The sequence below is a fragment of the Limnothrix sp. FACHB-1083 genome, assembly GCF_014696485.1.
In the GTDB taxonomy this organism is placed as follows: Bacteria; Cyanobacteriota; Cyanobacteriia; order CACIAM-69d; family CACIAM-69d; genus CACIAM-69d.
The window spans coordinates 488,933-514,946 of sequence record NZ_JACJQD010000001.1 but is presented as its reverse complement, the minus strand read 5'-3'; the positions used below and the strand labels follow the sequence as shown (position 1 = coordinate 514,946).

Annotated in this window: 18 protein-coding genes; 7 read left to right on the top strand and 11 right to left on the bottom strand. The window is 53.1% G+C overall.

Annotated elements, in window-relative coordinates:
- Window positions 1-123: 123 nt before the first annotated feature.
- Window positions 124-1,698 (top strand): trypsin-like peptidase domain-containing protein, encoded by a 1,575-nt coding sequence (locus tag H6F46_RS01940; protein ID WP_190355925.1) that lies wholly within the window; start codon window positions 124-126, stop codon window positions 1,696-1,698.
- A gap of 233 nt (window positions 1,699-1,931) precedes the next feature.
- Here the strand turns inward: H6F46_RS01940 and H6F46_RS01935 are convergent, their stop codons facing one another.
- Window positions 1,932-2,552 (bottom strand): CPP1-like family protein, encoded by a 621-nt coding sequence (locus H6F46_RS01935; RefSeq protein WP_099533156.1) that lies wholly within the window; start codon window positions 2,550-2,552, stop codon window positions 1,932-1,934.
- An 846-nt stretch (window positions 2,553-3,398) separates the two neighbouring features.
- Between H6F46_RS01935 and H6F46_RS01930 the strand changes: the two genes are divergently transcribed.
- The 6 genes from H6F46_RS01930 to H6F46_RS01905 all read left to right on the top strand — a co-directional run bounded on the left by H6F46_RS01930 (window position 3,399) and on the right by H6F46_RS01905 (window position 13,525).
- Window positions 3,399-4,121, top strand: a complete 723-nt coding sequence (locus H6F46_RS01930) for a response regulator transcription factor (RefSeq protein ID WP_190355924.1) — start codon at window positions 3,399-3,401, stop codon at window positions 4,119-4,121.
- 1,087 nt (window positions 4,122-5,208) lie between these two features.
- Window positions 5,209-7,695, top strand: a complete 2,487-nt coding sequence (locus H6F46_RS01925; protein WP_190355923.1) for an ATP-binding protein — start codon at window positions 5,209-5,211, stop codon at window positions 7,693-7,695.
- A 193-nt stretch (window positions 7,696-7,888) separates the two neighbouring features.
- Window positions 7,889-9,367, top strand: coding sequence for an alpha-amylase (locus H6F46_RS01920; protein WP_190355922.1), 1,479 nt, complete (start codon window positions 7,889-7,891; stop codon window positions 9,365-9,367).
- Between the two features lie 320 nt (window positions 9,368-9,687).
- Window positions 9,688-10,635, top strand: coding sequence for an NAD(+) kinase (locus H6F46_RS01915; RefSeq protein WP_190355921.1), 948 nt, complete (start codon window positions 9,688-9,690; stop codon window positions 10,633-10,635).
- 198 nt (window positions 10,636-10,833) lie between these two features.
- Window positions 10,834-11,820 (top strand): phosphatidate cytidylyltransferase, encoded by a 987-nt coding sequence (locus H6F46_RS01910; RefSeq protein ID WP_190355920.1) that lies wholly within the window; start codon window positions 10,834-10,836, stop codon window positions 11,818-11,820.
- Window positions 11,821-12,055: 235 nt separating this feature from the next.
- A complete protein-coding gene (locus H6F46_RS01905; RefSeq protein WP_190355919.1) occupies window positions 12,056-13,525 on the top strand; it encodes a DUF697 domain-containing protein in 1,470 nt (489 codons plus the stop codon).
- Here H6F46_RS01905 and H6F46_RS01900 read toward each other — a convergent pair.
- The 10 genes from H6F46_RS01900 to H6F46_RS01855 all read right to left on the bottom strand — a co-directional run bounded on the left by H6F46_RS01900 (window position 13,464) and on the right by H6F46_RS01855 (window position 25,805).
- A complete protein-coding gene (locus tag H6F46_RS01900) occupies window positions 13,464-14,138 on the bottom strand; it encodes a hypothetical protein (protein WP_190355918.1) in 675 nt (224 codons plus the stop codon). The genes H6F46_RS01905 and H6F46_RS01900 overlap by 62 nt on opposite strands.
- 69 nt (window positions 14,139-14,207) lie before the next feature.
- Window positions 14,208-14,807, bottom strand: coding sequence for a MerR family DNA-binding protein (locus tag H6F46_RS01895; protein WP_190355917.1), 600 nt, complete (start codon window positions 14,805-14,807; stop codon window positions 14,208-14,210).
- 201 nt (window positions 14,808-15,008) lie between these two features.
- Window positions 15,009-15,920, bottom strand: a complete 912-nt coding sequence (locus H6F46_RS01890) for a glycosyltransferase family 2 protein (RefSeq protein WP_099533774.1) — start codon at window positions 15,918-15,920, stop codon at window positions 15,009-15,011.
- A gap of 120 nt (window positions 15,921-16,040) precedes the next feature.
- On the bottom strand, window positions 16,041-17,168 hold the full coding sequence (locus tag H6F46_RS01885) for a Gfo/Idh/MocA family protein (RefSeq protein WP_190355916.1): 1,128 nt from the start codon (window positions 17,166-17,168) through the stop codon (window positions 16,041-16,043).
- Window positions 17,169-17,466: 298 nt separating this feature from the next.
- The gene (locus H6F46_RS01880; protein ID WP_190355915.1) at window positions 17,467-18,348 is read right to left on the bottom strand and encodes a DUF6492 family protein; all 882 of its coding nucleotides are present in this window, start codon (window positions 18,346-18,348) and stop codon (window positions 17,467-17,469) included.
- Between the two features lie 487 nt (window positions 18,349-18,835).
- Window positions 18,836-20,248: an O-antigen ligase gene (locus tag H6F46_RS01875; protein WP_099533766.1), complete on the bottom strand. Its 1,413-nt coding sequence runs from the start codon at window positions 20,246-20,248 to the stop codon at window positions 18,836-18,838.
- Window positions 20,249-20,485: 237 nt separating this feature from the next.
- The gene (locus H6F46_RS01870; protein ID WP_190404967.1) at window positions 20,486-21,601 is read right to left on the bottom strand and encodes a hypothetical protein; all 1,116 of its coding nucleotides are present in this window, start codon (window positions 21,599-21,601) and stop codon (window positions 20,486-20,488) included.
- A 284-nt stretch (window positions 21,602-21,885) separates the two neighbouring features.
- Window positions 21,886-23,277 (bottom strand): GGDEF domain-containing protein, encoded by a 1,392-nt coding sequence (locus H6F46_RS01865; protein ID WP_190355913.1) that lies wholly within the window; start codon window positions 23,275-23,277, stop codon window positions 21,886-21,888.
- Window positions 23,278-23,399: 122 nt separating this feature from the next.
- Window positions 23,400-23,903 (bottom strand): tRNA (adenosine(37)-N6)-threonylcarbamoyltransferase complex ATPase subunit type 1 TsaE, encoded by a 504-nt coding sequence (gene tsaE, locus H6F46_RS01860; RefSeq protein ID WP_190355912.1) that lies wholly within the window; start codon window positions 23,901-23,903, stop codon window positions 23,400-23,402.
- Window positions 23,904-24,200: 297 nt separating this feature from the next.
- Window positions 24,201-25,805 carry an NAD(P)H-quinone oxidoreductase subunit 4 gene (locus H6F46_RS01855; RefSeq protein WP_190355911.1) on the bottom strand — a complete coding sequence of 535 codons (1,605 nt, stop codon included), beginning with the start codon at window positions 25,803-25,805 and terminating at the stop codon, window positions 24,201-24,203.
- Between the last annotated feature and the right edge of the window lie 209 nt (window positions 25,806-26,014).

Below are 26,014 nucleotides of genomic sequence, written 5' to 3'. Positions count from 1 at the left end.
GGATTTGTCTGCGATCGCATCGGTATCTCCCGATCGGTCTGCTAAGTTCAAGAAAAGTACAATGCCAACGCCAGCGCACCCACCAGTGGGGCCCGGCGCTGGCGGTTTTGTTGTGACCACGTTGTGACCATCGTTGCAGAAGGGTTTGGGGCCATGAGTATCAATCAGCGATCGCAGCCTATGCCGCCATATCGGCTTCCCCATGCCCTCTGGGGGCTGGGAGGAATGATCCTCCTCTCGATCGGCTCCATTGGCTGGGCAGCCAGTCCCGTCGCAGCGCGGCAAATGCCCCCCGACGCAGGACGGCTAGGGCTGGCGAACGAGTCGATCGAGCCGTTGCGCCCCGTGGTTCCCGGTCACCGGGCCCAAGGCAACAGTGATGAAGAGGTGAACGTGCGGGTTTATCGCACCGCCAGCCCTGCCGTTGTGTCGATCGAAACCAGCAGCAGCACCGGCAGCGGCAGCATCGTCAGCGCCGATGGCCTGATTCTGACCAACGCCCATGTGGTGGATGATGCCGCCAGCCCCGTGACTGTGGTGTTGGCCGATGGTCAAAAATTTGAGGCGGATATTCTGGGATTTGCGGAAGGCAGCCTAGACCTCGCCATGCTGAAGTTGCGGGGGGCGAGTGGGTTGCCGGTGGTGCCCATTGCGCCGCCCGGTTCCGTGGAAGTGGGGCAGCGGGCCTTTGCGATCGGGAATCCCTTTGGCAAATTCCAAAACACCTTCACCGTGGGCATTGTCAGCCGCCTGGACAACATTGAAGGGCTAATTCAAACCGACGCGGCCATCAACCCCGGTAACTCCGGCGGCCCACTCCTGAACAGCAAAGGGCAACTGATTGGGGTCAACACTTCAATCTATGTCGATCGCGACGGCGGTGGCAACATCGGCATTGGCTTCGCCATCTCCACCGATCGCGTGTTGGACTTCCTGGCCAAGGCGCGATCGGGAGATTTGCGCCCCTCCATCCCCGTCACCACCCTGGCTCTGAATAATCAGCCCCTGGCCGGCGAACTGGCCGAGGGCGATCGGGTTTTGAGCCAAGACCAAACCCTCTACGACATCTACACCTTCACGGGCGAAGCGGGCAACCAAGTCACGATCGACCTGGCCAGCGGCGACTTTGATGCTTACCTGATCGTGCTCAATCCCGAAGGAGAAGAGCTAGCCCAGGACGACGACAGCGGCGGCCAAACCAACGCCCGCGTCACCGCCACCCTGCCCAGCAGCGGCCTGTACACCGTGTTTGTGAACACCGCCGCCACCAACCAACAAGGACGCTATACCCTGCGGGCGCGATCGGGTGGCCCCGCCGCCACCAACCCCGGCACGCAGCCCGGCACGCAGCCCGGTACACAGGCCGGCTCCCTCATCCTGCAAGATGCCGGCAGTCTAACCGCCAGTTCGCCCCGTCTGCAATCCGACAACAGCCCCTACCAGGAATATCGATTCAATGGGCGGGCCGGCCAACGAATTGAAATCCTGCTGGAGAGCAATGACTTTGATCCCTACCTCATGGTGGCGGATCCCCAAGATGAAAAACTGGCCGATGCCGACGACATCAGCGACACCAACACCAACGCCGCTCTCGTGGTGCAGTTGCCCAGCACCGGAACCTACCGGATCATCGTCAATGCCTACGATCCCCAAGGGCGAGGACGCTATCAACTCACGGTGCGCGAGGTTAGCAACTAGGGGAGCGTTCCGTGAGCTAACCAGAAACCAACCCCTCTAAACGGCAAATGCCCAGCGATCAACGGTTATCTCTGATCGCTGGGCATTTTGGGCTTTCAAGGCTTGGTTCTAACTTTCAAGCTTTAGTTCTTGATTGTTGCCGTTTGCCTGGAATTTTGTCCTAGGATTTTGCCCTGGAATTTTGCTCTTGAAGGCTAAGTCTTGGCCCTTGTCTGCAATGACGATCGCCCTGCTCATCGCAGCAAGCAACTGGTGAGCCAAAGGGTAATCAGCGTCACCACCGCCACCAACTGCTCCGTGCGCAGGCCAACCACAGGCGGAATCAGACCCGTGATCAACGAACCCAAAATCAGACCACCAATCAGCCCCAGCAGCGTCAGCAACACCGCTCGGCCAAAGCGCCGTTCCTTGCGATTGAGGAAAAACAAGCTGGCCCCTGCCCCGATCGCCAGCACCAATTGCAGCAGCGCACCATCACCACCAGGGTTCAACAACCCCAGCACCAACAGCACCGAAAACGTGCCGCCGGCCTGGATCCAATCGGTACGGGTGGGCTGATCGATCGACCCCGCTAACCAATTGGGCAGTTGCGGCGGCTGACTGGGCTGGGGGGCGGCCGGTGCGGGGCGATCGTCCTGTTCCGCAAACCGGATTCGATCGGGGACTTTAATTCGTCCCTCCTGCCGCAGCCGCAGCCGATCCATCAACACTGCGTCATAGGCCATTTCAACCGCTTCCATCCGTTGGCGGTCTGTTTCATGTTCCTTGAGGAGCCGATTGCGCGCCGATTGAATCTCATCAAAAGACGCATCCTCGGTCACGCCAAGCTGTTCGTAGGGGTTCGGGTTGCTCATGCGTTGGGTGGGGCTAGTCTCTTGGCGGCGATCGAGTGAAACAGCGCCTTCGACGCTATCTGTTCAGTACTGTTTTAGTGATCACTGCATGATCGCGGCACTTGGCGATCGCCCTAATACCGTGAAAACACTATTTAAATCTAGTCTAAATTCTAAGCAACCGGCACCTGAGCAGCTCGGATTGGCAACAAGTCCTCATCATTGAGCCAGTCCCTCCCCCCCCAAGCCTTGCGCCAGATCAGCCGAATCTGCAGCCGGATCTACGGGATCTGTCCGGATCTATCCGGATCTATAAGAATCGACCCACTGCGCCAGACCAGTCGGATCCTTGGGCCAAAACCTTGCGCCAGTCAGCTCCCAAGGGTTTGGGATGATGGCCCGTCAATTGCCAATCATCTGCCAATCATCCGTTGGTCAAAAGCGAATCGCCACAACCGTTAGTGAAATAGTGCCGGTTTGATAGAATACGCGCAATAACATGCAGCCCACTGTCCAAAACTTTCCTAAACACTCCCCCACAAGCAATCAAGCGCCCAAATAAGCTAGAAATGCGTTTGGTCACATCCGGTTGATCCCTGATCCCCGTAGAAAGGGTCAATAAACTGGCGTGCAACCCCAATCAGCCCCGCAAATGATTTGGACAATCATCCTATTTGGACAAATTTGGACAAATTTTAGTTGGATCGTTGGACAACGATTTGCACCTGATTGAGTGAAAGGGGCACAATTGAGCAGCCCCTATTTATTTGGGTTCATCACAGCTACCCAAATCTCCACCCCGCGATGACCGTCGCACCCCCAATGGCCCCATAATATTTCTCTGCCGATTATCTTGGCTTCAAAGCGATGACTGACACGCCTCCAAAGCTGCTGGTTGTGGATGACGATCCAGCGATCCGAAAGTTGATCCATCGCTTCTTAAGCAAGCAGCAATATCAAATGGAGTCGGCTCCTGACGGGAAGACGGCCTTAGCGCTCTTTGAAAAGTTTCAACCCGATCTGGTGATTTTGGATGTCAATCTACCGGATGCAACGGGGTACGAACTGTGTCGGGAAATGCAAGCCAAAACGGGTGTCTACGTTTTGATGCTCACCAGTCGTTCCGATGAAGCCGATAAAATTAAAGGGTTTCGCCAAGGGGCAGATGATTACCTGACAAAACCCTTTAGCTTGATGGAATTAGGGGTGCGCGTTAGTGCCATTCTCAAGCGGGGGCGGGGCAATTCTCCGCGTGATTTACCGCAACCTTCCCTTAATTTTGGCAGCTTAATCATCGATCCGGAACGCCACGAAGTCACCCTTGATGATCAATTAATTACCCTAACGGCCTTAGAGTTCAATATTTTGCATTTTTTGGCCAATCATCCAGGACGGGTCTGGAATCGCCAAGAACTTTTGCAAAGAGTTTGGGATTACGACTATGTGGGCGACCAGCGGGTTGTTGATGTCCACATTGGTCAAATTCGCAAAAAGATGGAAAGTGCAGGCGCGAAAACCCAAATTATCCAAACGGTGCGCGGAGTTGGTTATCGATTTAATCCTCCCGATGCTGCACCACCGGCTCAATAGGATGCTCTAAGAGGATGCCTGAGCAGTAACTTGGGGCACTTGCCAAGGGGCTAGTAGCCATTAGGGCAAGGGGCTTAAGTCCCTTGTCTTCGTCGATCGATGCCACCCACAAGGTCGCCGATTTGGCTGTTTCGCCCATCCCCTTAGGATTCCCGAGGGCGTTCAGGGGGAAATGTTGGGGCGGTCGATCGGGCGGTCGATCGGGACTTCAAAAACCAATCGTCAATGTTGAATCAGCGAAGTTGACTCAGCAAAGGTAGTCCGTTTTCTCGCTGCCAACTCTGGCTTTTCAGGCATCCTTTGCGCAAGACCTTGTGAAACCTGGGGCGCGAATCCCAAGCATCATCATCGGAATACGGTAGTCTTGAATACAAGATCAGGCCAGGTGATCTCCTAAGCTAAGGGGAATTTTGGATAAATCAAATTGGCCTTTCTACTCCCCATGGGTGCATTCCAGACCGTTTAGCTAATGCCCTAACTTGGTGGTTTTCAGGCAACAGTCAATTGCACCAGTCCTTGGGATCAATTTGTCAATCTTGAGGAAGTTTGATGAGGAGTAAATTTAGGAGTAAATTCAGAGTGAACCAATAATTTCAAAAAAGACTAATTTCAAAAATGATTAATTTAAGAAATGATTCAAAAACGCAGTCATTTCTCAATAATTCTTTTTGGTTTTAGTCGATTTGCAGAAAGGCCTAGCGAATTAGCATTAGGCAATTTCTGTCCTGACCATCATTGCGTCACCCTTCACAATGGCAATCGAGAAAAAACCTAAATCATTGGGTTTATTATTCAGTTGCCAATGGTCTGTTTTGTCGCTAATTGTCGCCAAAGATGCATTTTTTGGGATAAATTTAGCCGAAATTTCATCAAAAGTCCGTCATTGGGATGAGGTCATTAGGATGAAATGGGTCAGAAAGTTCTGAAGTTTCCCGAATCTGCAAAGTTCGATTGAGATATAGGAAATATGTAGTTGTCGAGAGAGCCGAGGCATTGTAATGCCATCGCACCCCGAGATTACCTAGTTTTGCAGTGATGGTCATGCCATTGACCAATCAGCATCGCGTCTTCACCCCCTCTTGACCACATGAGACATCGCGTCTTTGAACTGCTACTGATTCTGAAGGCCACGAGGCTTTCTTCCATTGGTGCTCAGATGCTCTTGTGGACGATGCTGGGCATTTTGTCAACGCTGGGCATCATGACCGGGATTACTTACAACCTGCTGAAGGATCAGACGGTTGATGAGATTCAAAAAACCCTGAGGATTGAGGTGCAAGGCCTCGAAAGCGATCTGAAGCAGGTGGAAGAATTTGCGGATGGGTTCGGGGTTGCTGTCTATGAGGTCAGCCGACTGGGCCAGGATGAGGCGGCGATCGCCCAAAGCTGTGAACAGATTATTTTGGAATTTTTGAAAAACCGGCCGCCTCTGGTGGCGGGCTTGGGGTTGCAACAGGAACCGTTTGCCCTACTGAAGAGCCGGGAGCAGTTCGATCCGTATTATTCGGTCGTGCCGCAGCGGTTGGTAAACCGGGTTTCGGAACTGGGGCGATCGCAGCCCACGCCCACTAGCCCCCGATCCACGGTGTCGGAACCGAAAACCGCTTTTTCGGAGCCAAGCATGATCCATAAGCGGCTGGCTCCGCCCTATGTGTTGATCCGCGATGGCATTCCCCCTTCCACTCCATCGCCCACAGCCACGCCTTCAACCCCCGATCGCTTGGCCCAACTCGATCGCGCCGAATCCCTGACGGAGCGGCTGACCCCTTCGGAAGCTCGCCTGGTGTCTCCCAAGGAGGCAAGTGCGGCAGAGCCACGGTGGCTCAAGCCCTACCGCTGGAATCAACAGGTGCTGGTGACGCTGCTGAGTCCGGTGCGCAGTCGCGATCGCCACAAGGTGGGATCCACGGTAGTTGATATTGACATCACCAATCTCAGTGAACGTCTGGCGCGGCCGGTGCTGGGACAGGACGGCTATTTCGTGCTGCTGAGTTATGAGGGGGAACTGCTGGCCTATCCACCGGATCCGCAGCGGGCCACGGGCCTATCGAGCTACCAGAAAATTCCCTCCTTGGAACGAATTTGGCCCAAAATTCGCCAATCTCGGTTGGGTTTTCGGACAACTCCCGCTGAGTTTTTGGCCTATCGCCCGATCGCGGGAACGGACTGGATGATGGTGGCAGTAGTGCCGCGCCGCCGACTGTTTGCCCCCATTTTCCAAACGGCCTTGGGAACCAGCTTGGTGGCTAGTTTGGTGCTGCTGGGCAGCATTTGGTTTTTCGTACACCGGTTGAATCAGCGCTTGAAGCCGATGATTGATGGCTGCCGGGAACTGGTTCACAGCAGCCAAATGGCGCTGCTTTCCAGCGGAATTACCAATGAAGAGGAAACATCGCCCCCGGCAGGTGGCATCCCCAGTAATCCCAAGGGGCCGGAGTCGGCGCGATCGCCCGAATTGATCGCCCCGATGGCTACCTTAGCCAGCGCCGCGCCGCCCTTTCCCGGCGCAGGAGCGGACAAGGTGGGGGCGATCGACCCCACCGCAGCCTTAGCAACCAAGCCTGCTGCTTCGATCGATCCCACCCTGGGACTCGATGAGATTGATATTTTGCAAGATGCTTTCCAATCCATGTATCGGCAATTGGAAACCTCGCTTAGCTCTTTGCAAAACACCCTGAATCAACTGAAAGATACCCAACTTCAGGTGATTCAAAGCGAAAAAATGGCGGCGGTTGGGCAAATGTTGGCAGGGGTAGCCCACGAAATTAATAATCCCATTAGCTTTATTTCCGGCAATGTGGAACACCTGGGCCATTATGTTCAGGATTTGGGCCGCATTATTCGCAGCTATCAACATTACTTTCCTGAAGTGCCAGAAGAGTTGCAAGAGGTGTTGGAGGAAGTTGATCCTGATTTTCTGTTAGATGATTTGACCCAAATGGTGCGATCGATGCGGTTGGGATCCGAGCGTGTACGAGATATCGTGCGATCGCTCCGATCCTTCTCGCGAGCTAATGACAACGATTTTCAGGTCACCAATATCCATGAGGGCCTTGACAGCACCTTAATTATCTTGAACCATCGCATTAAGGCTTCCAGCGAGCGGCCAGAAATTCAAGTATTGCGAGAATATGCGGATTTGCCCTTGGTGGAATGCTGCTTAGGGCCTCTGAATCAGGTATTCATGAACCTTTTGAGCAATGCGATCGACGCGATCGAGGAATCTCAATCCGGTTGGACTTTTGATGAAATTCGGGAAAATCCTGGCATTATTCGGATTCAAACGCGCCTCTGTGAAGGACGGCTGATTCGGATCACGATCGCCGATAACGGCAGTGGCATTCCTGACCATTTGCAGGGGCAGGTTTTCAATTCCTTTGTGACTTCAAAACCCGTGGGCAAAGGTACAGGTTTGGGGCTTTCAATCAGTCACCAAGTCATTCATCAAACCCATCGAGGCCGGCTCTGGTTTGATTCGCAGGTGGGGCGTGGCACGGCATTTCACATCGAAATCCCGATTCATCAAGACATTCCCAGCCCGGCCCTCTCCCAGGCTGTGGCTGCCGTCAGCTAGGTTGCTGGCACTTTCTCGTAACCGCTTGCCGACACCCAACCCACCACCATCCCCCTCAACGCCATCGCGACCAATCCGTTCAATAGCCCCCTTTCTGAAAGAGTTTAAGTTTGTGCAAACTACCGGGCTGAGTTCTGGGCGATCGGCCTACAGTCATGGATAAGGGCCAGCCCAGGAAGCGGAGAAAACGGTCATGGTAGAAACAAACGGTGTCATCATGCAGTACTTCGAGTGGTACTGCCCCGCCGATGGCTCCCTTTGGGGTCAGGTGCAGGATCAAGCTCGGGAGTTGGCCGCAAAAGGCATCACGGCCCTTTGGTTACCGCCGGTTTATAAGGGCACCAGCAGCTCTGATGTGGGCTACGGCACCTATGACCTGTTTGATTTAGGCGAGTTTGACCAAAAAGGCACCATTCGCACCAAATATGGCACAAAGGAAGAGCTGATCGCGGCCGTGAAAGCCTCGCGGGCAGCGGGTTTGCAGGTTTATTTGGACACGGCGTTTAATCACAAAAATGGGGGCGATGCCACGGAAACGGTGTGGGCCACGCCCGTTGCCAGTGATAACCGCAATTGGGAACTGGGGGAAGCCCGGGAAATTAGCATTTGGTCGAAGTTCACCTTTCTCGGTCGGGGCGATCGCTACTCGGCCATGAAGTGGGATGCCCGCTGTTTTGATTCGGTGAACCACAATGCCGACGATCCGGACGATCACGCCGTTTATCGCCTCAGTCCCAAAATTTTCGAGTCGGAAGTGAGCCATCGCTATAGCCACTATGACTTTTTGATGGCTTGCGATTTGGATACGAATCACCCGGAAGTGCGCCAAGAACTAGTGCATTGGGGCAAATGGATCCAAGACACCCTGGGCACGGATGGCTTTCGGCTGGATGCGGTGAAGTACATTCGATCGAGCTTTTTCAATGAGTGGCTCGATGCGGTGCGCCGTCACTGTCCCCATCGAAAGCTGTTTGCGGTGGGGGAATATTGGGAAAACGACGTGGAGGCCCTGCATCGGTATTTGGCGGCCACGGAGGGGCGGATGTCGCTGTTTGACGTGCCGTTGCACTACAACTTCCACCAGGCCAGTCGATCGGGCAGCGCCTATGACCTGCGCACCATTCTCGATCACACCCTGATGCAACAGCAGCCCACCTTGGCCGTCACCTTTGTGGACAACCACGACAGCCAACCCCTGCAAGCCCTGGAATCGCCTGTGGAAGCTTGGTTTAAACCCCTTGCCTACGCGATCATTTTGCTGCGGCGGGAGGGCTATCCCTGTGTGTTCTACGGGGACTATTACGGTGCGGAATATACCGATCGGGGACGGGATGGCCATCAACACACCGTTTCGCTGTCCAAACACAATTGGCTGTTGGATAAGTTTCTGTATGCCCGTCGGCGCTTTGGTTGGGGGCCGCAGTATGACTACTTCTCCGGCAGCAACACGATCGGCTGGACTCGGTTAGGCGATGCCACTCATCCCCTGAGCATGGCGGTGGTGTTGAGCAACGGCGGCCCCAGCAGCCTTTGGATGGAAACGGGGCGATCAAACGCCACGTTCTATGACCTAACGGATCATGTGAAGGAGCTGGTTTACACCAACGAGTGGGGCTGGGGTGAGTTCCGCTGTGCCGGGGGATCGGTGTCGGTGTGGATTCAGCAGGCTTAATCCCGCTCGGGAATGGTTGCATCCAGCCGCCGAATCAGCAAACCCACTGGATCGGCCAACCAAACTAGATCGGCCAAACTAGATCGGCAAGCCAGCTAGATCAGCGAATCCCAAACTATCAAGCAGCCAAATCATGAGGACCGATCGCAACGGTTGAATTGCGGTGGCATGGTGGTGCGATTCGAGCATTCTGCATTGGCCAGAAACGCTACAAAAAGAAATGGTGCAAGAGAGACATGGTGCAAGGGCCAAGTTCTCGTCTTGTTCTGCGTTCTCTTGGCCGATCGCCCTGACCTGCACCGAATCATTCCCCCTTTGCCATGAATCTGAAACAAGTCATCATCATCTATAAAGCCGGAGACTCTCGCAGCCAAGGCTGGGCAGAGCGTTGCTCACGGGAACTGGATGCCCTAGGCACGCGATCGCTCGTGGGACCCAGCGGCCCCAAGGACAATCCCTACCCGGTGTTTTTGGCCTCGGTCACCCAGCCGATCGATCTGGCGATTGTCTTGGGGGGGGATGGCACGGTGTTGGCCGCTGCTCGGCACCTGGCCCCGGAACAAGTGCCCATTTTGGCCGTGAACGTGGGAGGGCACTTGGGGTTTTTAACGGAACCCTTTGAGCTGTTTGAAAACTCCCAAGCGGTGTGGGAACGGCTCCAGAGCGATCGCTTCGCCGTTCAACAACGGATGATGTTGCAAGGGCAGGTTTTTGAAGGGAAAACCCTCGCCGCGATGGAAGATGGCAGCTACAAGGGGACGGAACCGGTGGGGGAAACCTTCCTGGCCCTGAACGAAATTTGCGTGAAGCCCATTTCCAACGATCGCCTGATGACCACCATGCTGGAAGTGGAAATTGATGGCGAAATCGTCGATCGCTACCACGGCGACGGGCTAATTGTGGCCACTCCCACCGGTTCCACCTGCTATACCGTTTCCGCCAACGGGCCCATTCTCCATTCTGGCCTGGATGCCATCACCGTTACCCCCATTTGCCCCCTCAGTTTGTCTAGCCGCCCGATCGTGTTGCCTCCCCGCTGTGTGGTCAGCATTTGGCCCTTGGGGGATTACGAGCTGGCCACCAAAGTTTGGACGGATGGTGTTTTTGGGGCTTCCCTTTGGCCCGGCCAGCGGATTGATGTGCGAATGGCAGACTGCGTGGCCAAGTTTGTGATCCTGCGGGAAAACTATTCCTACTACCGTACCCTGCGCGAGAAATTGCTTTGGGCCGGGGCCCGCATTGACTATGGCCATGCCAGCCGCAATTAGGCCCAGCACCCAGCCTAAACCTGAAATAGGGACGGCTTTAGAGCGATCGCCCTAGTTGGCTACGGCACACAACACCGAGGCGCACTGCCTTATCCTTAATTAAGGCCAACTTAACCTCGGTTCCCCGTTTCCTTAACCCTGTGTCGCAGTTCTTGGTCGCTGCGCTCGCCCTTGCTGTCCTCGTGCTGGTTGCGTCCCATGTCTTTGAGTGAATCAAGTTCCGCTGCAATCAAGTCTGCTTTGCCAAAAGCGGCCCAGGGCAATGCCGGCCGCAGTTGGGGCGATCGATTAGCAGGGTGGCCCTGGCGGCGGATTTTCAGTGCCGTGGTGGGAATCTCGATCGCCCTCACCATGCTGGTGTTGGGTGGCTGGTATTTCACGGCGGGGTTTGGCCTGTTGGTCTACCTGGGTTTGGGTGAATATTTCGCCCTGGTGCAGGCCAAAGGGGCAGTTCCCGCCGTGAAAACCGTCACCATTGCTTGTTTGGCAATTGTGGCCGCCTCGGCCTGGATGCCGTCCGTGGCCGATGCGATCGTCCCGATCGCCAGCACCCTGGTTTGTTTCTATTTGCTGTTTATGCCCAAGATGGCCTCGATCGCCGATCTGTCCAGCTCGGTGATGGGCCTGTTTTACTGTGGCTATTTGCCCAGCTATTGGGTGCGGCTGCGGGTCGGGGCGGGGCTGGCCTTGGACGATGGAGCCGTGGCCCGGTTGCCGCTGAATGGGTTCTGGCCCGAATCTTGGAACCCGGCTGCCTGGCCCGAAGCCTTGATGGTGACGATTTTGGCCTTTTGCTGCATTTGGGCGGCCGATATTGGGGCCTACATCATGGGCAAATGGGTGGGCAAAACCCGCCTCTCGGACATCAGCCCCAAGAAAACCGTAGAAGGCTCTTTGGCCGGCACGCTGGGCAGCGCACTGGTGGGAACTCTGGGTGCGGCCTATTGCCATTGGCCCCTGTGGTTCATCACGGGGCCTTTGTTGGGGCTGCTGGTGGGTGTTTCCAGTCTGCTGGGGGATTTGATTGAGTCCCTGATGAAGCGAGACGCGGGGGTCAAAGATTCCGGGAATTTGATTCCGGGCCATGGCGGCATTCTTGATCGCGCCGACAGCTACATTTTCACGGCTCCCCTGGTGTATTACTTCACGACCCTATTGCTCCCGTTCGTTTCCCAGTTGAATTAGTTGTGTTAGCTAATTCGCTGCTGAATCGTTCCAATCCCATGACTTTCTAAAAACTCCGATTCCTTAAATTCCTTAAACTCCTATTTCCTAAGGAGTTGCCCTATGGCCGTGGTGCTTATGGCAGGAATGCCCCGATCTTCGCCTGCTAGCTAGATTTTCGGGAGCCAATGCAACGAGACGATCGCCTCGCTTCTACAATGGGGGCGACTAGTTTGATTTGGATGAGTTCACAGCCTTGAACGCGCCCCAGTCGGAACAATTTGAGCGCGTCCGATCGAGCTTGCGACGGGCGATCGAGCAGTTGGGTACTCGCGATTCACAACGGTGGAATGCCCTGATTCAGCCGGATTTGGATCGGTTGGCGGGGGCCCTCGACAAGCTCGATCGATTCGTGGTGCGGATTGCGGCCTTTGGCTTGGTTAGCCGGGGCAAATCCGCCGTTTTGAATGCCCTATTGGGGGAACACCTGCTGGAAACGGGGCCCCTGAATGGCCTGACGCGCTTGCCCCGATCGGTGCGGTGGCATCCTCCCGGGCGCGATCGCCCGATCGAGGTGGAATTCATTGACACACCGGGGCTGGATGAAATCGACGGAGAAAGCCGCGCCGAACTCTCGCGGGAAGTGGCCGAGCGATCGGACTTGATCCTATTCATCACCGCTGGCGACTTAACCCAGGTGGAATATGCGGCCTTGCGAACCTTGCGCCAGGCCCATAAGCCCTTGATTTTGGTCTTCAACAAAATTGATTTGTTTCCCGAAACGGAGCGGCCGGCGATTGTGGAGCGGCTGCGATCGCTCATGCAGTTGGAAGCGGCCGGTCAGCCCCCACCCACCCACCGGCCCAACAATCCTGCTGAACGTCGCTGGGATCCGTTCTTGCCCGTGGATGAAATTGTGCTGGCGGCGGCGGAACCGGCCCCGATTCAAGTGCGGGAAGAATGGCCCGATGGCCGGGTGACCTATGGTTGGGAGTCGCCCCCACCGGAGATTGAGGCCTTGCGATCGGCCATTTTGGCCACCATCGATCGGGAAGGAGAAGCCCTGCTGGCCCTGAATGCCCTGATGCAGGCCCGCACTGCCCAGCAAACCATCGCCCAAAAAACCCTCACCCACCTGCGCGACGATGCGGAGGCCCAAACTTGGCGATTCATTCAAGTGAAGGCCGTAATCGTGGCCCTCAGTCCCTTTGTGCTGTTGGATGCGATCGCGGCGGTGTTGGTGGATTGGTTTTTGGTGCGATCGCTGTCGCGGCTCTATGGCTTGCCCCTGGTGCGATCGGCTTGGCAGTCGTTTTGGAAAACGGGCTTAGTCAGCTTGGGAGCCATGTTGCTTGGAGAAGTGGGGGGCGGTTTTTTGGGCGGGAATGACGGGCGATCGCTCCAAGCGGGCAGCGACGGCTTCAGCGGCTACCTGGGAGCGGCCCTGGTGCAGGCGGCGGCGGCGGCCTTTGGTAGCTTAGCGATCGCCAAAACCACCCGCAGCTCTCTCGAAGCGGGCTGCACTTGGGGAGATGACGGCCCCGACACCCTCGCCAAGGACTTGCTGGATTTTGTGGAGCCGGGAACCGTCCTGCACCAACTGCGAGACGAGTGGCGATCGCGCATTGGCCTGGGCGGCCTTGATTCCAAACCCACCGACCCCGCTAAAACAGTCGCGATCGTGCCCGCGCCGAAAATCCCCCCGGCAGATAAATCGGACAAGTGACCCCCGCTCGCATTTGTGACCAATCACAAAATTGGGCTGCCAATGCATCGCCCGAGCCATTGCAAACTCGCACATTAAAGCCATATTCCCTTGCCACCCGCCCAAATTCATTCAGGTAGGCATATTGGCGTGGGTATTCCAAATTATTCCAAGGTTGCAAATTAAACGTCACTTCCACCCAAGGCGGTAACTGCTCATCGCCTCGATGAATCGTCCAGCGATCGACAATTTTGCCCCCCAGCAAATCCCGCGTGAGCCAGAGGCTAGGCGGAGTCAGGCCCTGTTGGCGAATTTCCTGATCGGTGGCCATGGGTTGATCGCCAAAGCAGCCCGTCCGCCGAAAGATTCGGGTTGGCTCCAGTTCCACAGCCACCGGATCCCCCAAGGGTTGATCGGACAGTGCATCGCTGCCGCTGGTGACGGCTGCCGCCGCAGCCTCCGAAGCCGAAGTTTCCACGGCTGGCGACACGGACACCTGCACCGGATCGGCCTTGGGCGGCCCTTCCCGGGCGATCGCCTCGGGCGCAATTGCCACCGGCAACCCCAACCCCAGCCCTAAACCAACGGCCCAACCAATAGCAGCACGGTTAGCAACACGAGTAAGACTGGGCATGACTTTTGCGCCATTCTGGCGGCAGCTTGCAACGGGCAATTCTGAAGATTTTAGAGGGCGCGATCGGCTTCAAGGTTCAGTGCCAGGGTTTGGCGATCGATTCGCACAGCAACCGGCAGCAGCAGACGGCGGCGGGGTTGACTGGGCGATTGATGACTGGGCGATCGTTGAACCCTGAGTAGCCGCAGTATCCGCCTCCAAAGCAGCACCCTCCATCGCCTGATGAAGCTGACTTGCTCGCTCCACAATCGGACAAATATTGCCCGGGGATTGTTCCAAGTCATCCGCCACCGCCAACAGGGATTGCAACTCATCTCGCAGCCGCTGAAGCGATTGAATGCGACGATCTAGATCTGCCAACTTGTCTCGCAGCTTATGCTTCACTGTTGAGCAGGGAGCATTGCCACTGTCATAAACCGTCAGCAGCTCACTGATGTCTTGCAAACTCATGCCCAAAGATTGGGCCTGCTTCACAAAGGCCAGGCGATCGAGCGTGGACGGTGCAAACAACCGAAACCCGCCAGCCGTTCGATCGATCGCTTGGATCAGTCCCAAACTTTCGTAGTAGCGAATCGTTTGAATGGAGCAACCACTGCGCGATCGCACCTCTCCAATTTTCAACAGATTTTGGGCTGGTGTTTCAGCACGCTTTGCAAATTCCCAAGACACTGGAACCTCAGAAATTTTTTATTCATCGGACTTCGTTCACCTAAGCTTATCAATATTTATCAATCATGCATTCAACTTTGAGGATATCTACATTGAGGGATTTACATATTAAGCTTTGATTGAAATCCTGAGTTAGCTCCCAGGTTTTAGCAGCATCAACAATCCCTCACTGAACTTTATTAAGCTGAACTTAGATGATCGCTAAACCCAAGTGGTTCTGCGTCCCAGTAATCCCATAATTGTGCCCGCTCCCTGCGCCGTTCGGATACAAGCTCGATATAAATGATGCTTTCCTCGCAGCAATCCAGGAATTAGCGCCAGAATTCCCAAAATCATTAACGCAAGCCCTTTGCAGAGCCGAACTAGAAATATCTTGGGCTGTGGGTAGAGTTCTTTTTCAACCAAGCTGTAAATGCTCCAACCCCAATAGTTACGCCGTAACAACCATTGAAACGTGGTTCGACTGGCCGGAATCGATTCATAGGCGATCGCCTCTGCTGACCAAACAATTTTTAAGCCCGCTTGATGGAGCCGCATAAATAGGTGCGTATCTTCTCCACCTCCCACCGCAAATCGCTCATCAAAAACACAGGGCATTTGCTTCAGATACGGCGCAGGGAGCAACACATTGTTCGTGAAAGCCACATGCAAGTTCTGACCTGTTTTATAGGCGGGAGGCGCAAAGAATTGTCCCTGATGAATCCAGTTAGGCACTTGATTGGATTGAAACACGGGCAAGATTGGCCCGCCCACAATATCTGCTTGAAATTGCGCTTGCGCAGTCAAAAGCGCTTCTAGCCAAGAGGGGCAAGCTTGTTCATCATCATCAATGATGGCAATAAAGTCACTATCTTCAGCCGCATTTTGAATGGTGCGATTTCTGGCATAGGTCACACCCGATCGCATTTCAACATCGTAGCGAATTGGCCAGCGGGAGCTTTCTTGCCAAGTGGACAAGGTTTCACGCGCCGACCCATTTGCATCATTGTCAACCACAATGATTTCAATTTCAGGAGTTGCAATTTGCTCAAACTTGAGTGCCTGCAAGCTCAAGATCAGTTGATGCAGTAAATCTTGTCGTTTATAGGTGGCAACACAGATGGAAACTTTCATGAAAATTTAATTGATCACCTTCAATTAGCCACACTCAATCAGTCGCACTCACCAATCGCCCCTAAACCGCCCGTGATCCCTCATTTTGTGATGATGACTCGTTGAATCAGAGCCTCACGATCAAAGCGCCCAAGGCAACGGTTCCACCACCGGACAATTGGTTCGCATTTGATAGGTACATCCTTGAGCTGTTGCGTAGTGAATGGCCAAGACCATTTCATTCACATGCAATGAATAGCGTCCTGACAACCTGGGCGATCGCTTATTTTCAATTGCCTCGGCTAAGTCGGCAATTCCCCGCGCAAAATCCATTTGTTGAGCGCCCCGATACTTTTGCCGCTTGGTGACTGGCCCCACCAATGGGTAACGTTGCGCGAGCGGCCCCTCGATCGTTTTGCGACGAATTCGTAGACGACGTTTAATATAAACGGGCGATCGATAAAACCAACAATCTTCCGTATACATCACCCCCTGATCTCCAAAAATTCGTAATTCGTGATCGTGGGAAGCCACGATGCTACAGGTCAAGCGAGCCACAACCCCCGAGGCAAACTTAATACAGGCAACTGAAAAATCCGGCGTATTGGGTGGATCTAGATGATCAACACCCTTATTGGGAATCGTACAATCCGCAAAGGCAGTGACGCTAACAGCCGACCCAAAGAAAGCAGGTAACCAAGTTAAGTAATAGCCCGCATGTTCCAACGTGCAACCCACTTCAAATTCATCTTTGTAGGGCCAAGGTATTCCCGATTCACTCAGCCAGGTTTGGTAAGCCATCGCAGGCACAAACCCATCGTCCATTTCCGCATAAACCACGCTGACTTGGCCAACCGCTTGCTCGCGCAAAGCTTTCCAAATTGTCTGTGCCGTTTCACCCAAAAGGCTGCAAGGCGCACCGGAAATTTCCAGTTGCTTAGATTCCGCTAGTTCAACCAGTTCTTTGGCCTCTTCAAAAGTCATCCCCAGCGGTTTTTCTGAGTAAACATGTTTGCCCGCCAACAAAGCTGCTTTGGAAACTTCGTAGTGACTGCGAGGATTGGTTAGGTTGATGACAATTTGCACGCGCTCATCTGCCAATACCGCTTCCAAACTGGGGTACTTAGGAAGTTTATGAAATTGAGAAAAATGCTCTGTGCGTGCTGAATCTCGATCCATTACGCCCAGAATTTTTAATGAAGGATGATTTTCGAGGGTTCGCACATAATAATCAGCAACAAATCCACAGCCGATCAATGCAACATTCATGGAACTATTGCCCGTCTATATTGATCAAAAACAGAACAAGGGGGATGCCCCAAATAGTCAGCCAGTTTTGGCGGTCTCAGGATCAAGAACATCACTATTGGCCAACTCCTTGGGCAGCGGGCCCCCACAAACCTGGCCAAATTTTCATCCTTTACCAAGATTTGTGGCCAGGAACCGGATCATTGAAAGTAGCCCGAGGGTTTTTGATCGTATGCTGGCTTCTTCGACTCGCTCAACAGTTACCCTCCATCCATCATGAAGAGCGATCGACTACACATGCACACCCCTAGCAACCAGTCTATTCAAGCTCTAACAAGCTCGCGTATCGATCAACTGCTATTTTAGCCTTAGCAGAAATCATGATGGCAACATGCTCAGGTCGAGTTGAGTTAACAAAGTTGCGCAACTCTTCTTCGGTCATCACATTGGGATCGTAATAGGAATTGAGAATTTTGGTTGGATCCCAGTAATGACCGCTTCGGTCTTGAAGCACCCGGTCAATATAGGTTCCATAGAGTGTGTATTCAGAAAAATGCCAGGTTTTTGAAACTGCCTCGAACCATGATTGATGATAAATTCGTTCAATGTGACGACACATCGCTGTTACATTTTCTCGTTTCCACGTGATCACATCAGCAATGTAGTCGGGAGCTGGCATGGGTGTTGCCGTTAAACCCAATAACCGGCTGGCCGATTGATGCCAATGTTGATGCGGCGTATCCATTCCGATCGGATTGCCCTCTGGCTCAGCATAGAATCGAACTTGGTTATTTTTGACCAGGTTCGAAATGCCAAAGTCTCGGATAAACATTTCATCCGAGTCCAAAAATACTGAAATTTCTTCATCAATGACTCTAGAAAGTGCAATTTTGGAAATTTGCTGCATAATCCAGCTACGCACTGGAACTCCTTTTAGGCTGAACCAGGTTTTTCGGATTTTGGGTAACCTAAAAAGCCAAAAAGGGAGCAAATCTTGAACAACAATAATTTCTGTATGTTGATTTTTGAGTTGTGAAAACAGTTTTAGATCGCGCTTTTCTACAACAATGTAATGCTTGAAAGGTGGTTGAACAAATCGCGATATACTTTTGCAGAGAAGTTGACAGCGTTGGAAATCTTGATCATAGCTTGGCGTAATGATTGCAAAGGAAGACAGATTTTGAGAATTATCGATTTGCATGGGATGACTGGTAGAGCTAGGTTATCGATTTTTGAGCATCTTCAAGCGAAATACTGACTCAAAGGGTTCTTTTAAAAACAGGACAGTTGAAAATAAAAACAGGACAGTTGAAAGCAAGGCACTGAACAATTATTCTTATTGATTTTATTGGAATCAGGAAAAAGTGAATCAAGAAAAAGTTTCTCAATCATGAGATGAATTGTTCTATTTTTAAGCTTGAAGCTTTGTAAGCCTGAAGTAATGTTCAAGCAACTGCTCAGGCTATGTTTCAAGCACCCACTGTAGTCCAAAGATTTTCGCTATTATTATACTGCATTGCCGAAATTGATTTGTATTTAGCTTTGTAGAATTTTTTGAGAATTTTCGAGGAATTTTTATTTTTGATCAAGAAGAATTTGTAATTTGCAGAAAATGAGTTTTTCTTAAAGAATTTGCTTACAAGTAAGTATTTTGAATTTTCTTAAAGTACTTTCAATTTTTCTCGTAGTCAAGAATTGGACTTATACTCAATTCCAACTCTTGACTCATCCGACAAGAACTCAGCGGTCTCGGGCAAGGGTTGTTCCGGAATCTGAGTGGAAAAATTTGGAGGGTTGACTTTAAATTGTTGATAATAGTTTGCTGCCACTGTGAAGGAGACAGCGGCAAAAATGACACTTGGCAAAGAGTTACGAAACAGCAAGGAGCTTTCCGAAAGATTAGCAACAGTGCTGTAGGTAAAGAACATCAGAACCCAAATATATTCGTTATTTTTGGTGGCACGCATGAGCGCTATGGTTTTGACAATTGTTTGAAAAACAACCCAAACGTAAACTGCTAAGCCCACAAGACCTAAATCAATACATATTTCCAAAAATCCATTATGCGCATCAGGAACGGGCCACCGAACTGCGCGAACAACATAGGCTGATTTCCCATCCAAGCCATTCCAGAATGTGCCAAAGCCATAACCCAGGATTGGTCGATCTTTGATTCGATCGATCACAAATTCCCAAACATCTGTTCTACCTGTTAGGCTAGCATCCTTACCTAACGCGCCCAGGATATTGATTACGATGTCATCCCAATAAAAAAATAAATTAATTCCAATGACGGCTGACCAAATTAGGCAGCGAACCATCCATTTGTGTGGTAGGCGAAAAATCTGGCCAAATGCGCTCATGCCAATCAGCAATCCAATATTAATAAAGGGACTTTTGGAGCCAGAGAGTTGAATAAGAACAAAGGCAGTGAGGAGGCCAGACCAAGCTAAATAGCGATATCGTCGATAGGTTTCGGAAATACCAAGCAGCACAAAGACCCCGGAAGCGAGGGCCATCATTTTACCCAGTTGATTTTTGTGGGAATAGATGCCACGCCATTTGCCGGCATGAACTGCGCCCATCACGCCATATTTGCGGAGGGCAACACCAAAGACGAAACAGAGCACTTGGGAAATGCCAAACATAACTCCCAAGATGCGCACTTGATCCCTAAGGGAATAGCGAGTGGCGAGATAAAGACCAAATTGAAAGGTGCCAATCATGGCGATCGAGGCGTTAAGGGTCTTAGACGGCTCGATCGACCAGAGAAACGAAATGGGAAACATGGCAATGAGAAAAACCACTGTGGGAGCTGCCATTAGCATCACAATGACTTTTTTCCATCGCATAATCAATAAAATATTGGTGACGATGTAGTTCAAAAAATAGAGCGCCACGCTCGGTTTATAATTAAAAGATAAGATATCTTGCCCATCACCTTCGCTGGCTCCATTGGTTAAAATAACCTCCAGAATGCCAAGGGAGTAGCGAATGAGAAAGAAAACAACAAAAATGTGTTCTAAGAGAAAGAGAGGATTGCGGTTATAAACCTCTTTGAGTTTTGCTGTTGCTTCCTTTGTAATCAAAAAAATGCTCATTTCTTTTTGATCAAATACTAGTCAAGGGGGTTGGCAGCGAATCTGGAACAATATTCGTAAACAATCAAAATAAATTCAAAATGAACTCAAAAATAGAACAATTTAAGATCAATGCCAGATCAATATTAACAACATTAATTCAATGCCAAGCTCAAGTTTGGTTCATGGGTTCGCCGGTTTGAGCCGTGAGTTCAGCAGTTATAGTCCAATTTTTAAGCGAGTTTACCTGACTTGCCACTAGGCGTTGGGTTTGCGGGGGGCGCGGCGGTGCTTGGGTGCTGGTGGCTCGTTAGCAGACAGGTCTTTGAGAAGAAAACTGAGCCACAGCCGCAAGGAGTTGGTTTCCTGTTGTTTTTTGTGGTTGACCCGTAGGAGTGCTTGGCGATCGCGCTGTAACTCGGCTTGGATTGCTTGCTGCTGAGCACGAGCTTGGGCCATATTTTCGTGAATTTGGTTTAATTCCACTTGCCGATCGCGACAGAGGGCCACGAGTCGATCGTGCTCTGCCTGTAGTTTAGCGACGGTGGAGGGCAGTCCGTCGTATTGCTGTTGCAGGGTTTCGATCTGTTGGCGAAGTTCGTAGCGCCGCCGGTGATGGGCATCGGCTTGGGTGCGAATTTGTTCGAGGGCCGCTTGCTGCTGTTGCAGGGTCATTTCTACGCTCTGCTGTTCTCGCATGGTGTCAGCGAGCGATCGCGTGAGGGTGGCCGTGCGCTCGCTGAGTTCGGCCGCTTGGGCCTCAAGGCTGGTGCAGTTGTTAAGGAGGGTTTGTTCTCGCTGGCGGAGGTTGCTGAGGTTGGCTTGGCGTTCTTGGGCCTCTTGTTCTAGGGCAATTGTTTCGGCGCGCAGTCGATCGACCTGAGCAAGGTCGCGCTCCATGCTTGCCTTGCGACTGTCAAGATTGGCTAATTGAGTTTGATGCTGAACAATTTTGTCTTCGAGTTGCTGGCGCTGGGTTTCCAAATCAGCCAAAACGCGATAGACCTTCTGCGTTCGGCCGCTGCCTTCATCAATTTGGGACTGAATTGCTTCTTTTTCCTTGCGCAGAACACCAATCACGGCTTCGAGTTGCTGCTTACGGGTGAGGGATTGTTCTAGTTCTCGTTCGAGGCGATCGACCTCCACACGCAAGGCGCTGGCGAGGTCGCTGCTGAGGGGCGGGTTGATGGTTGGTGGGCGGCGATCGCTGGGTAACCAGTTGGCATATTCGGGGGAGATGCTTTCCCTGAGTCGAGGATCCCAGGGTTCGGACTGCGATCGGGAGCGATCGGGCGTTAAGGCGGTGATCGCCGCTGCACCGGACAGGGCAATGGCTCCGAGACCGAGGGCCTTTTGCCATTGGCGATCGGTCACAACCCCAATGCCAAGACCTAAGCTAAACGCGACCGTGCCTGCGATCCACCAATTGCGATTCACTGCTAACACACCATCTGAACTATGCGATCGTAGCCATAACTTAACTGCTGATTACTCCAATCCATCGATTACCCCAATCTATACCAAGGGATCAACAGAGCCAGACCGAGACCAACCAACCCCGCAAAAAATCAGCAGACAGAATCAACGAACGAAACCAGCTAATACAACCAGGCAACAAAACCAGCCAATACAATCAGCCAACACAACCAACAACCGGGTTAATATTCCAGCCCGTCCATCTCAACGCAATTCCCCCCATGCCGACGGGCCCGTTCAAGGGCCCGCAAAGCCGATCGCACGGCCGCATCGGGCAGTTGCTGGAGGTCAGGCACTAACGTGCCAATGCCTAAGGATAGGGTCACTTCTCCGCCAGCGATTGGGATCGGCTCCTGGGCGGACGGGGAGCGATCCATTGGCGTTCCGGCAGGGACTTCGGAAGAGACTTCAGGGGCCACTTCAGCAGCCATTGCAGCCTCAGAACCAGTGACCAAGAACGCATCGGCTAAATCTGCGCTGGCATCGATGCCAACATTGCCAACATTGCCGACATTGCCAACATTAATGTTGGTATTGATCGGTCTGGATGCCTCTTGCCCAGCATGAACCCGGTCATTGGCGGTGTTGGAGTTGCTTCGGGGCCGATCGCGCGTTGGGGGAAAATCCATATCCAGATGCAAAGATGAACCGGCAGCCCAAGGAGAAGCCGGGGCCTCATCGTAGTGGCTTGGCCAATGGTGAGCCGTGGGAGTCATGGCCTGCTGAGTCGTGCAGCGATTGAACTGATGGCGAATCGATTCCGCGACGGCCAAAGCGCCGATCGAGTCGGTGTTGGGCAGCAGAATCAAGAATCGATCGCCCCGATCGCGGCCAACCACATCGGAACTGCGCTGCACCTGTTGTTTTAGGACGGTTGCCAGATTGTGGATCGTTTGTTGACCAAAGGCCTCGCCTTGGAGATTTACCCAATCCGCCAAATGATCCACCTCGCAGGCCACAATCGATAGCACCTGTTCCGATCGCAGCGCCTGTTGCCAAGTGTGCTGCAACGCTTCATAAAAGCGATGATGATTCGCCAAACCCGTTTCCAGATCAACGCCTTCCAACTGTCGAATTCGGTCTTGGGCCTGGGCGAGGGCCACTTGCAATTTTTCCTGTTCCGCTTCCATCAAAATCAGTCGATCGCGATGTTCATGGAGCCAACTTTCCAGGGCTAATCGTTGTCGCTCCAAAAACTGCAATCGATCGCCATACCGCACCAGCAAGCGACTGGTGAGCCGCACAAACTGCGCACAATCATCCTGATCGTCCAATTGCGTCAGGGCGCTGACCTTCGCCGCCAAACCCCCCGTAAAGGAAGACTCCTGATCCAAACAGCTCAACAGCACCCAAGCAAGGCGGATGGAGTCCAAGGCCCGACTACAAATCCAAGCCGCAGTCATCCCCGTTAAAAGACTGACAGCCAAGGCCCAGCTCGCCACCTTGGCCAAGGGAAACGGCTCCCAACTCGCCCACAGAAACCAGCCCCCCAAAACACTTAAAAACACTGCCGCACCGACTTTGGTTGGCAGCGATCGATTCCAGTTGATCGGCGGACTAGAGAAACGCGTCACCGGTTGGCTTACCCACTGAGTTGATCAAGTTATCCAGGACGGGAACGCCACAGGAGCATCGGAGATGAGGAAATCGCATTCACTCACAGTTCACCTCGCCACAGACCAGCGCCCACCCTCCATCATTCCTGATTCAGCGTGAGTCCGCCCAAATTTGCGCAAAGATCTTCAAGATGTCGAGGGTTCCAGCCCGGCACTTCACCCACCACCTCAATCAACACCTGACGGCCCGTCATGCCCGATCGCAAGGCCACTTGGAGGTAATCGATCGGCTGTTCCGGCAACCGCTCCGACCACTCGATCGCCACAATTCCCGCAGCCACCTCGCCCCCTTCCCAATATTGCTCCAGGGCCAGCGGCTCCACCTCTTCTGGACTCAACCGATAGAGGTCAAAGTGATACAGCGGAATCGCACCCTCCAAATACTCATTCACCAGCACAAAGGTGGGACTCACCACCGGCTCCGCAATGCCCAGCCCCGCCGCCAAACCTTGCACCAGCGTTGTTTTACCGGCTCCCAACTCTCCATCCAGCAGGATCACCGCACCGGGCCGCAAGATCTGCCCGATCGCCCGGCCCAGGGCTTGGGTCGCAGTCGCATCTGCCAAAAAGAATTCCAGAGTCATTGCACCAAAGTCGCCGGGTTGCCAAAGAAAACCGTTACCAGGAAACCCCAAGGATTAGTCAAGGGATTAATCAAGGGGTAAGTCAACGGTATTTGTAAGTATCCGTAAAATTATCACCGTGGAATTCCATCAACTCAGAATCGCACGGCTGCTGATTGGTGATCAAAACAAAATCCCGATTCTCCACCAGGGAAAAATCGGGATTATGGAATCATCTCATCGAGATTTGTCAGGGGTTCGTCACCCCTTCAGGGGCAACATTGATAGCCTTCGCTAGAGACCCTTAGCTAGCGATCCTTAGTTGGTGCGTACCGATGCCGCCAACTCCGTATCCGCCAGCTTCGGAGCATTCAGCACCGCTGAGTAGAATCGGGAATCCTGGGCCTTTGCCACGATCGCGAAGCTGCTCCGCACTCGGCTAGCCACTTCCGTAGACTTCATTTCATAGGTTTGGGTCGCTAGCTTGGGATAGATACCCACACCCACGATCGGGGCCAACAACACCAGGGCGATCGCCAGTTCCCGCAGCTTCAGATCCGACCAATTCACTTCAGTCAGAGCCGTATTCTCCTTGCCGTAGAAAATTTCCCGCAGCATCGACAGCAAGTAAACCGCCGAGAGAATCACGCCCACCGCCGCCAACACCACCACCGTGGCCCGGAACGGAGCGCTATAGACCTCACTGGTGGTTAAGCCAAGGAACACCGTCAGCTCACCCACAAAGCCGCTCATGCCGGGCAGGGCCAAAGAAGCCATGGTCGTCGCCACAAACAACGCAAAGGTGCGGGGCATCTTTTGCCCAATGCCACCCATGTCGTCGATCGAGAGGGTGTGAGTGCGCTCGTAGGTAACGCCCGTCAGGAAGAACATCGCCGCCGCAATCAACCCGTGGGACACCATTTGCAGCACCGCGCCGCTCAGACCCACATCGGTGAAAGAAGCAATCCCCAGCAACACAAAGCCCATGTGGGACATTGACGAGTAGGCAATCCGTCGCTTCAAATTCCGCTGGGCAAAGGCGTTCAGCGCACCGTAGATGATGTTCACCACACCCAGGATCGCCAAAACCGGCGCAAAGTAGATGTGCGCGTTCGGCAGCATCTCCATGTTCATCCGAATCAAGCCATAGCCCGCCATCTTCAGCAGCACACCAGCCAGCAGCATGGAAACGGGCGTGGGCGCTTCACCGTGGGCATCGGGCAACCAGGTGTGACCCGGGAAGGCAGGCAGCTTCACCAAGAAAGCGATCGAGAAAGCCGCATAAAGCAGGAGTTCCGCCGTCAGGGAGTAGTTCTTCAGCCCCAAAGCATCCATATCAAAGGTGACCGGGCCGCCCGAGAAGGCCATGGCCAACGCCGCCACCAGGATGAACAGGGAAGCAAGAGCCGTGTAGAGAATGAACTTAGTGGCAGCGTAACGACGCTTCGCACCACCCCAAATCGAAATCAGCAGGTAGACCGGTACTAACTCCAGTTCCCACATCAAGAAGAACAGGAGTAGGTCTTTGGAAACAAACACCCCAAGCTGAGCGCTGTACATGGCCAGCAGCAGGGTGTAGAACAGGCGGGGTTTCTTGGTGACATTCCAGGAAGCACCGATCGCCAGGGTGGTGACCAAACCGGTCAGGGCCACCAGCGGCATGGAGATGCCATCGATCGCCAAAGACCAGTTCAAGCCAATTTGCGGCAACCAAGCGTAGGTTTCCGCCAGTTGAAACTCAGTGTTGGTGAAATCAAACTGCCCGAAGCAGGTGTAGGAAATCAGGGCCAACTCCACAATGCCCACTGCCAGCGCATACCAACGGATCGTTTTTCCGTCGCGATCGGGCAGGAAGGGAATTGGCAGTGCCGCCACCAAAGGCAGCAGCGTAATCAAACTTAACCAGGGAAATGTTGCGTCCATTGACTCCACCCGGCTGCAAAGGTCGGGTATGAACTCGATGAGGAGTAGGTAGGGATAATTACTCACCTGGTTTTAGTTTAATAAACTTTACATACAGTGACCAATCGTTTTTTCTAATGATTACGATTTGTTTCAAAAAGTTAAGTTCATGTCTGCAATCGATCGCCCAAGGGGATCGCTCCGCCGATCGCAGATCCAACGATCGAATG

Bases quoted from the DNA above. Each gene is read 5' to 3' on its own strand.
- H6F46_RS01935 (WP_099533156.1), bottom strand. From the start codon at position 2,552: ATGAGCAACCCGAACCCCTACGAACAGCTTGGCGTGACCGAGGATGCG.
- H6F46_RS01930 (WP_190355924.1), top strand. From the start codon at position 3,399: ATGACTGACACGCCTCCAAAGCTGCTGGTTGTGGATGACGATCCAGCG.
- H6F46_RS01925 (WP_190355923.1), top strand. From the start codon at position 5,209: ATGAGACATCGCGTCTTTGAACTGCTACTGATTCTGAAGGCCACGAGG.
- H6F46_RS01920 (WP_190355922.1), top strand. From the start codon at position 7,889: ATGGTAGAAACAAACGGTGTCATCATGCAGTACTTCGAGTGGTACTGC.
- H6F46_RS01915 (WP_190355921.1), top strand. From the start codon at position 9,688: ATGAATCTGAAACAAGTCATCATCATCTATAAAGCCGGAGACTCTCGC.
- H6F46_RS01910 (WP_190355920.1), top strand. From the start codon at position 10,834: ATGTCTTTGAGTGAATCAAGTTCCGCTGCAATCAAGTCTGCTTTGCCA.
- H6F46_RS01900 (WP_190355918.1), bottom strand. From the start codon at position 14,138: ATGCCCAGTCTTACTCGTGTTGCTAACCGTGCTGCTATTGGTTGGGCC.
- H6F46_RS01890 (WP_099533774.1), bottom strand. From the start codon at position 15,920: ATGAAAGTTTCCATCTGTGTTGCCACCTATAAACGACAAGATTTACTG.
- H6F46_RS01885 (WP_190355916.1), bottom strand. From the start codon at position 17,168: ATGAATGTTGCATTGATCGGCTGTGGATTTGTTGCTGATTATTATGTG.
- H6F46_RS01880 (WP_190355915.1), bottom strand. From the start codon at position 18,348: ATGCAAATCGATAATTCTCAAAATCTGTCTTCCTTTGCAATCATTACG.
- H6F46_RS01875 (WP_099533766.1), bottom strand. From the start codon at position 20,248: ATGAGCATTTTTTTGATTACAAAGGAAGCAACAGCAAAACTCAAAGAG.
- tsaE (WP_190355912.1), bottom strand. From the start codon at position 23,903: ATGACTCTGGAATTCTTTTTGGCAGATGCGACTGCGACCCAAGCCCTG.
- H6F46_RS01855 (WP_190355911.1), bottom strand. From the start codon at position 25,805: ATGGACGCAACATTTCCCTGGTTAAGTTTGATTACGCTGCTGCCTTTG.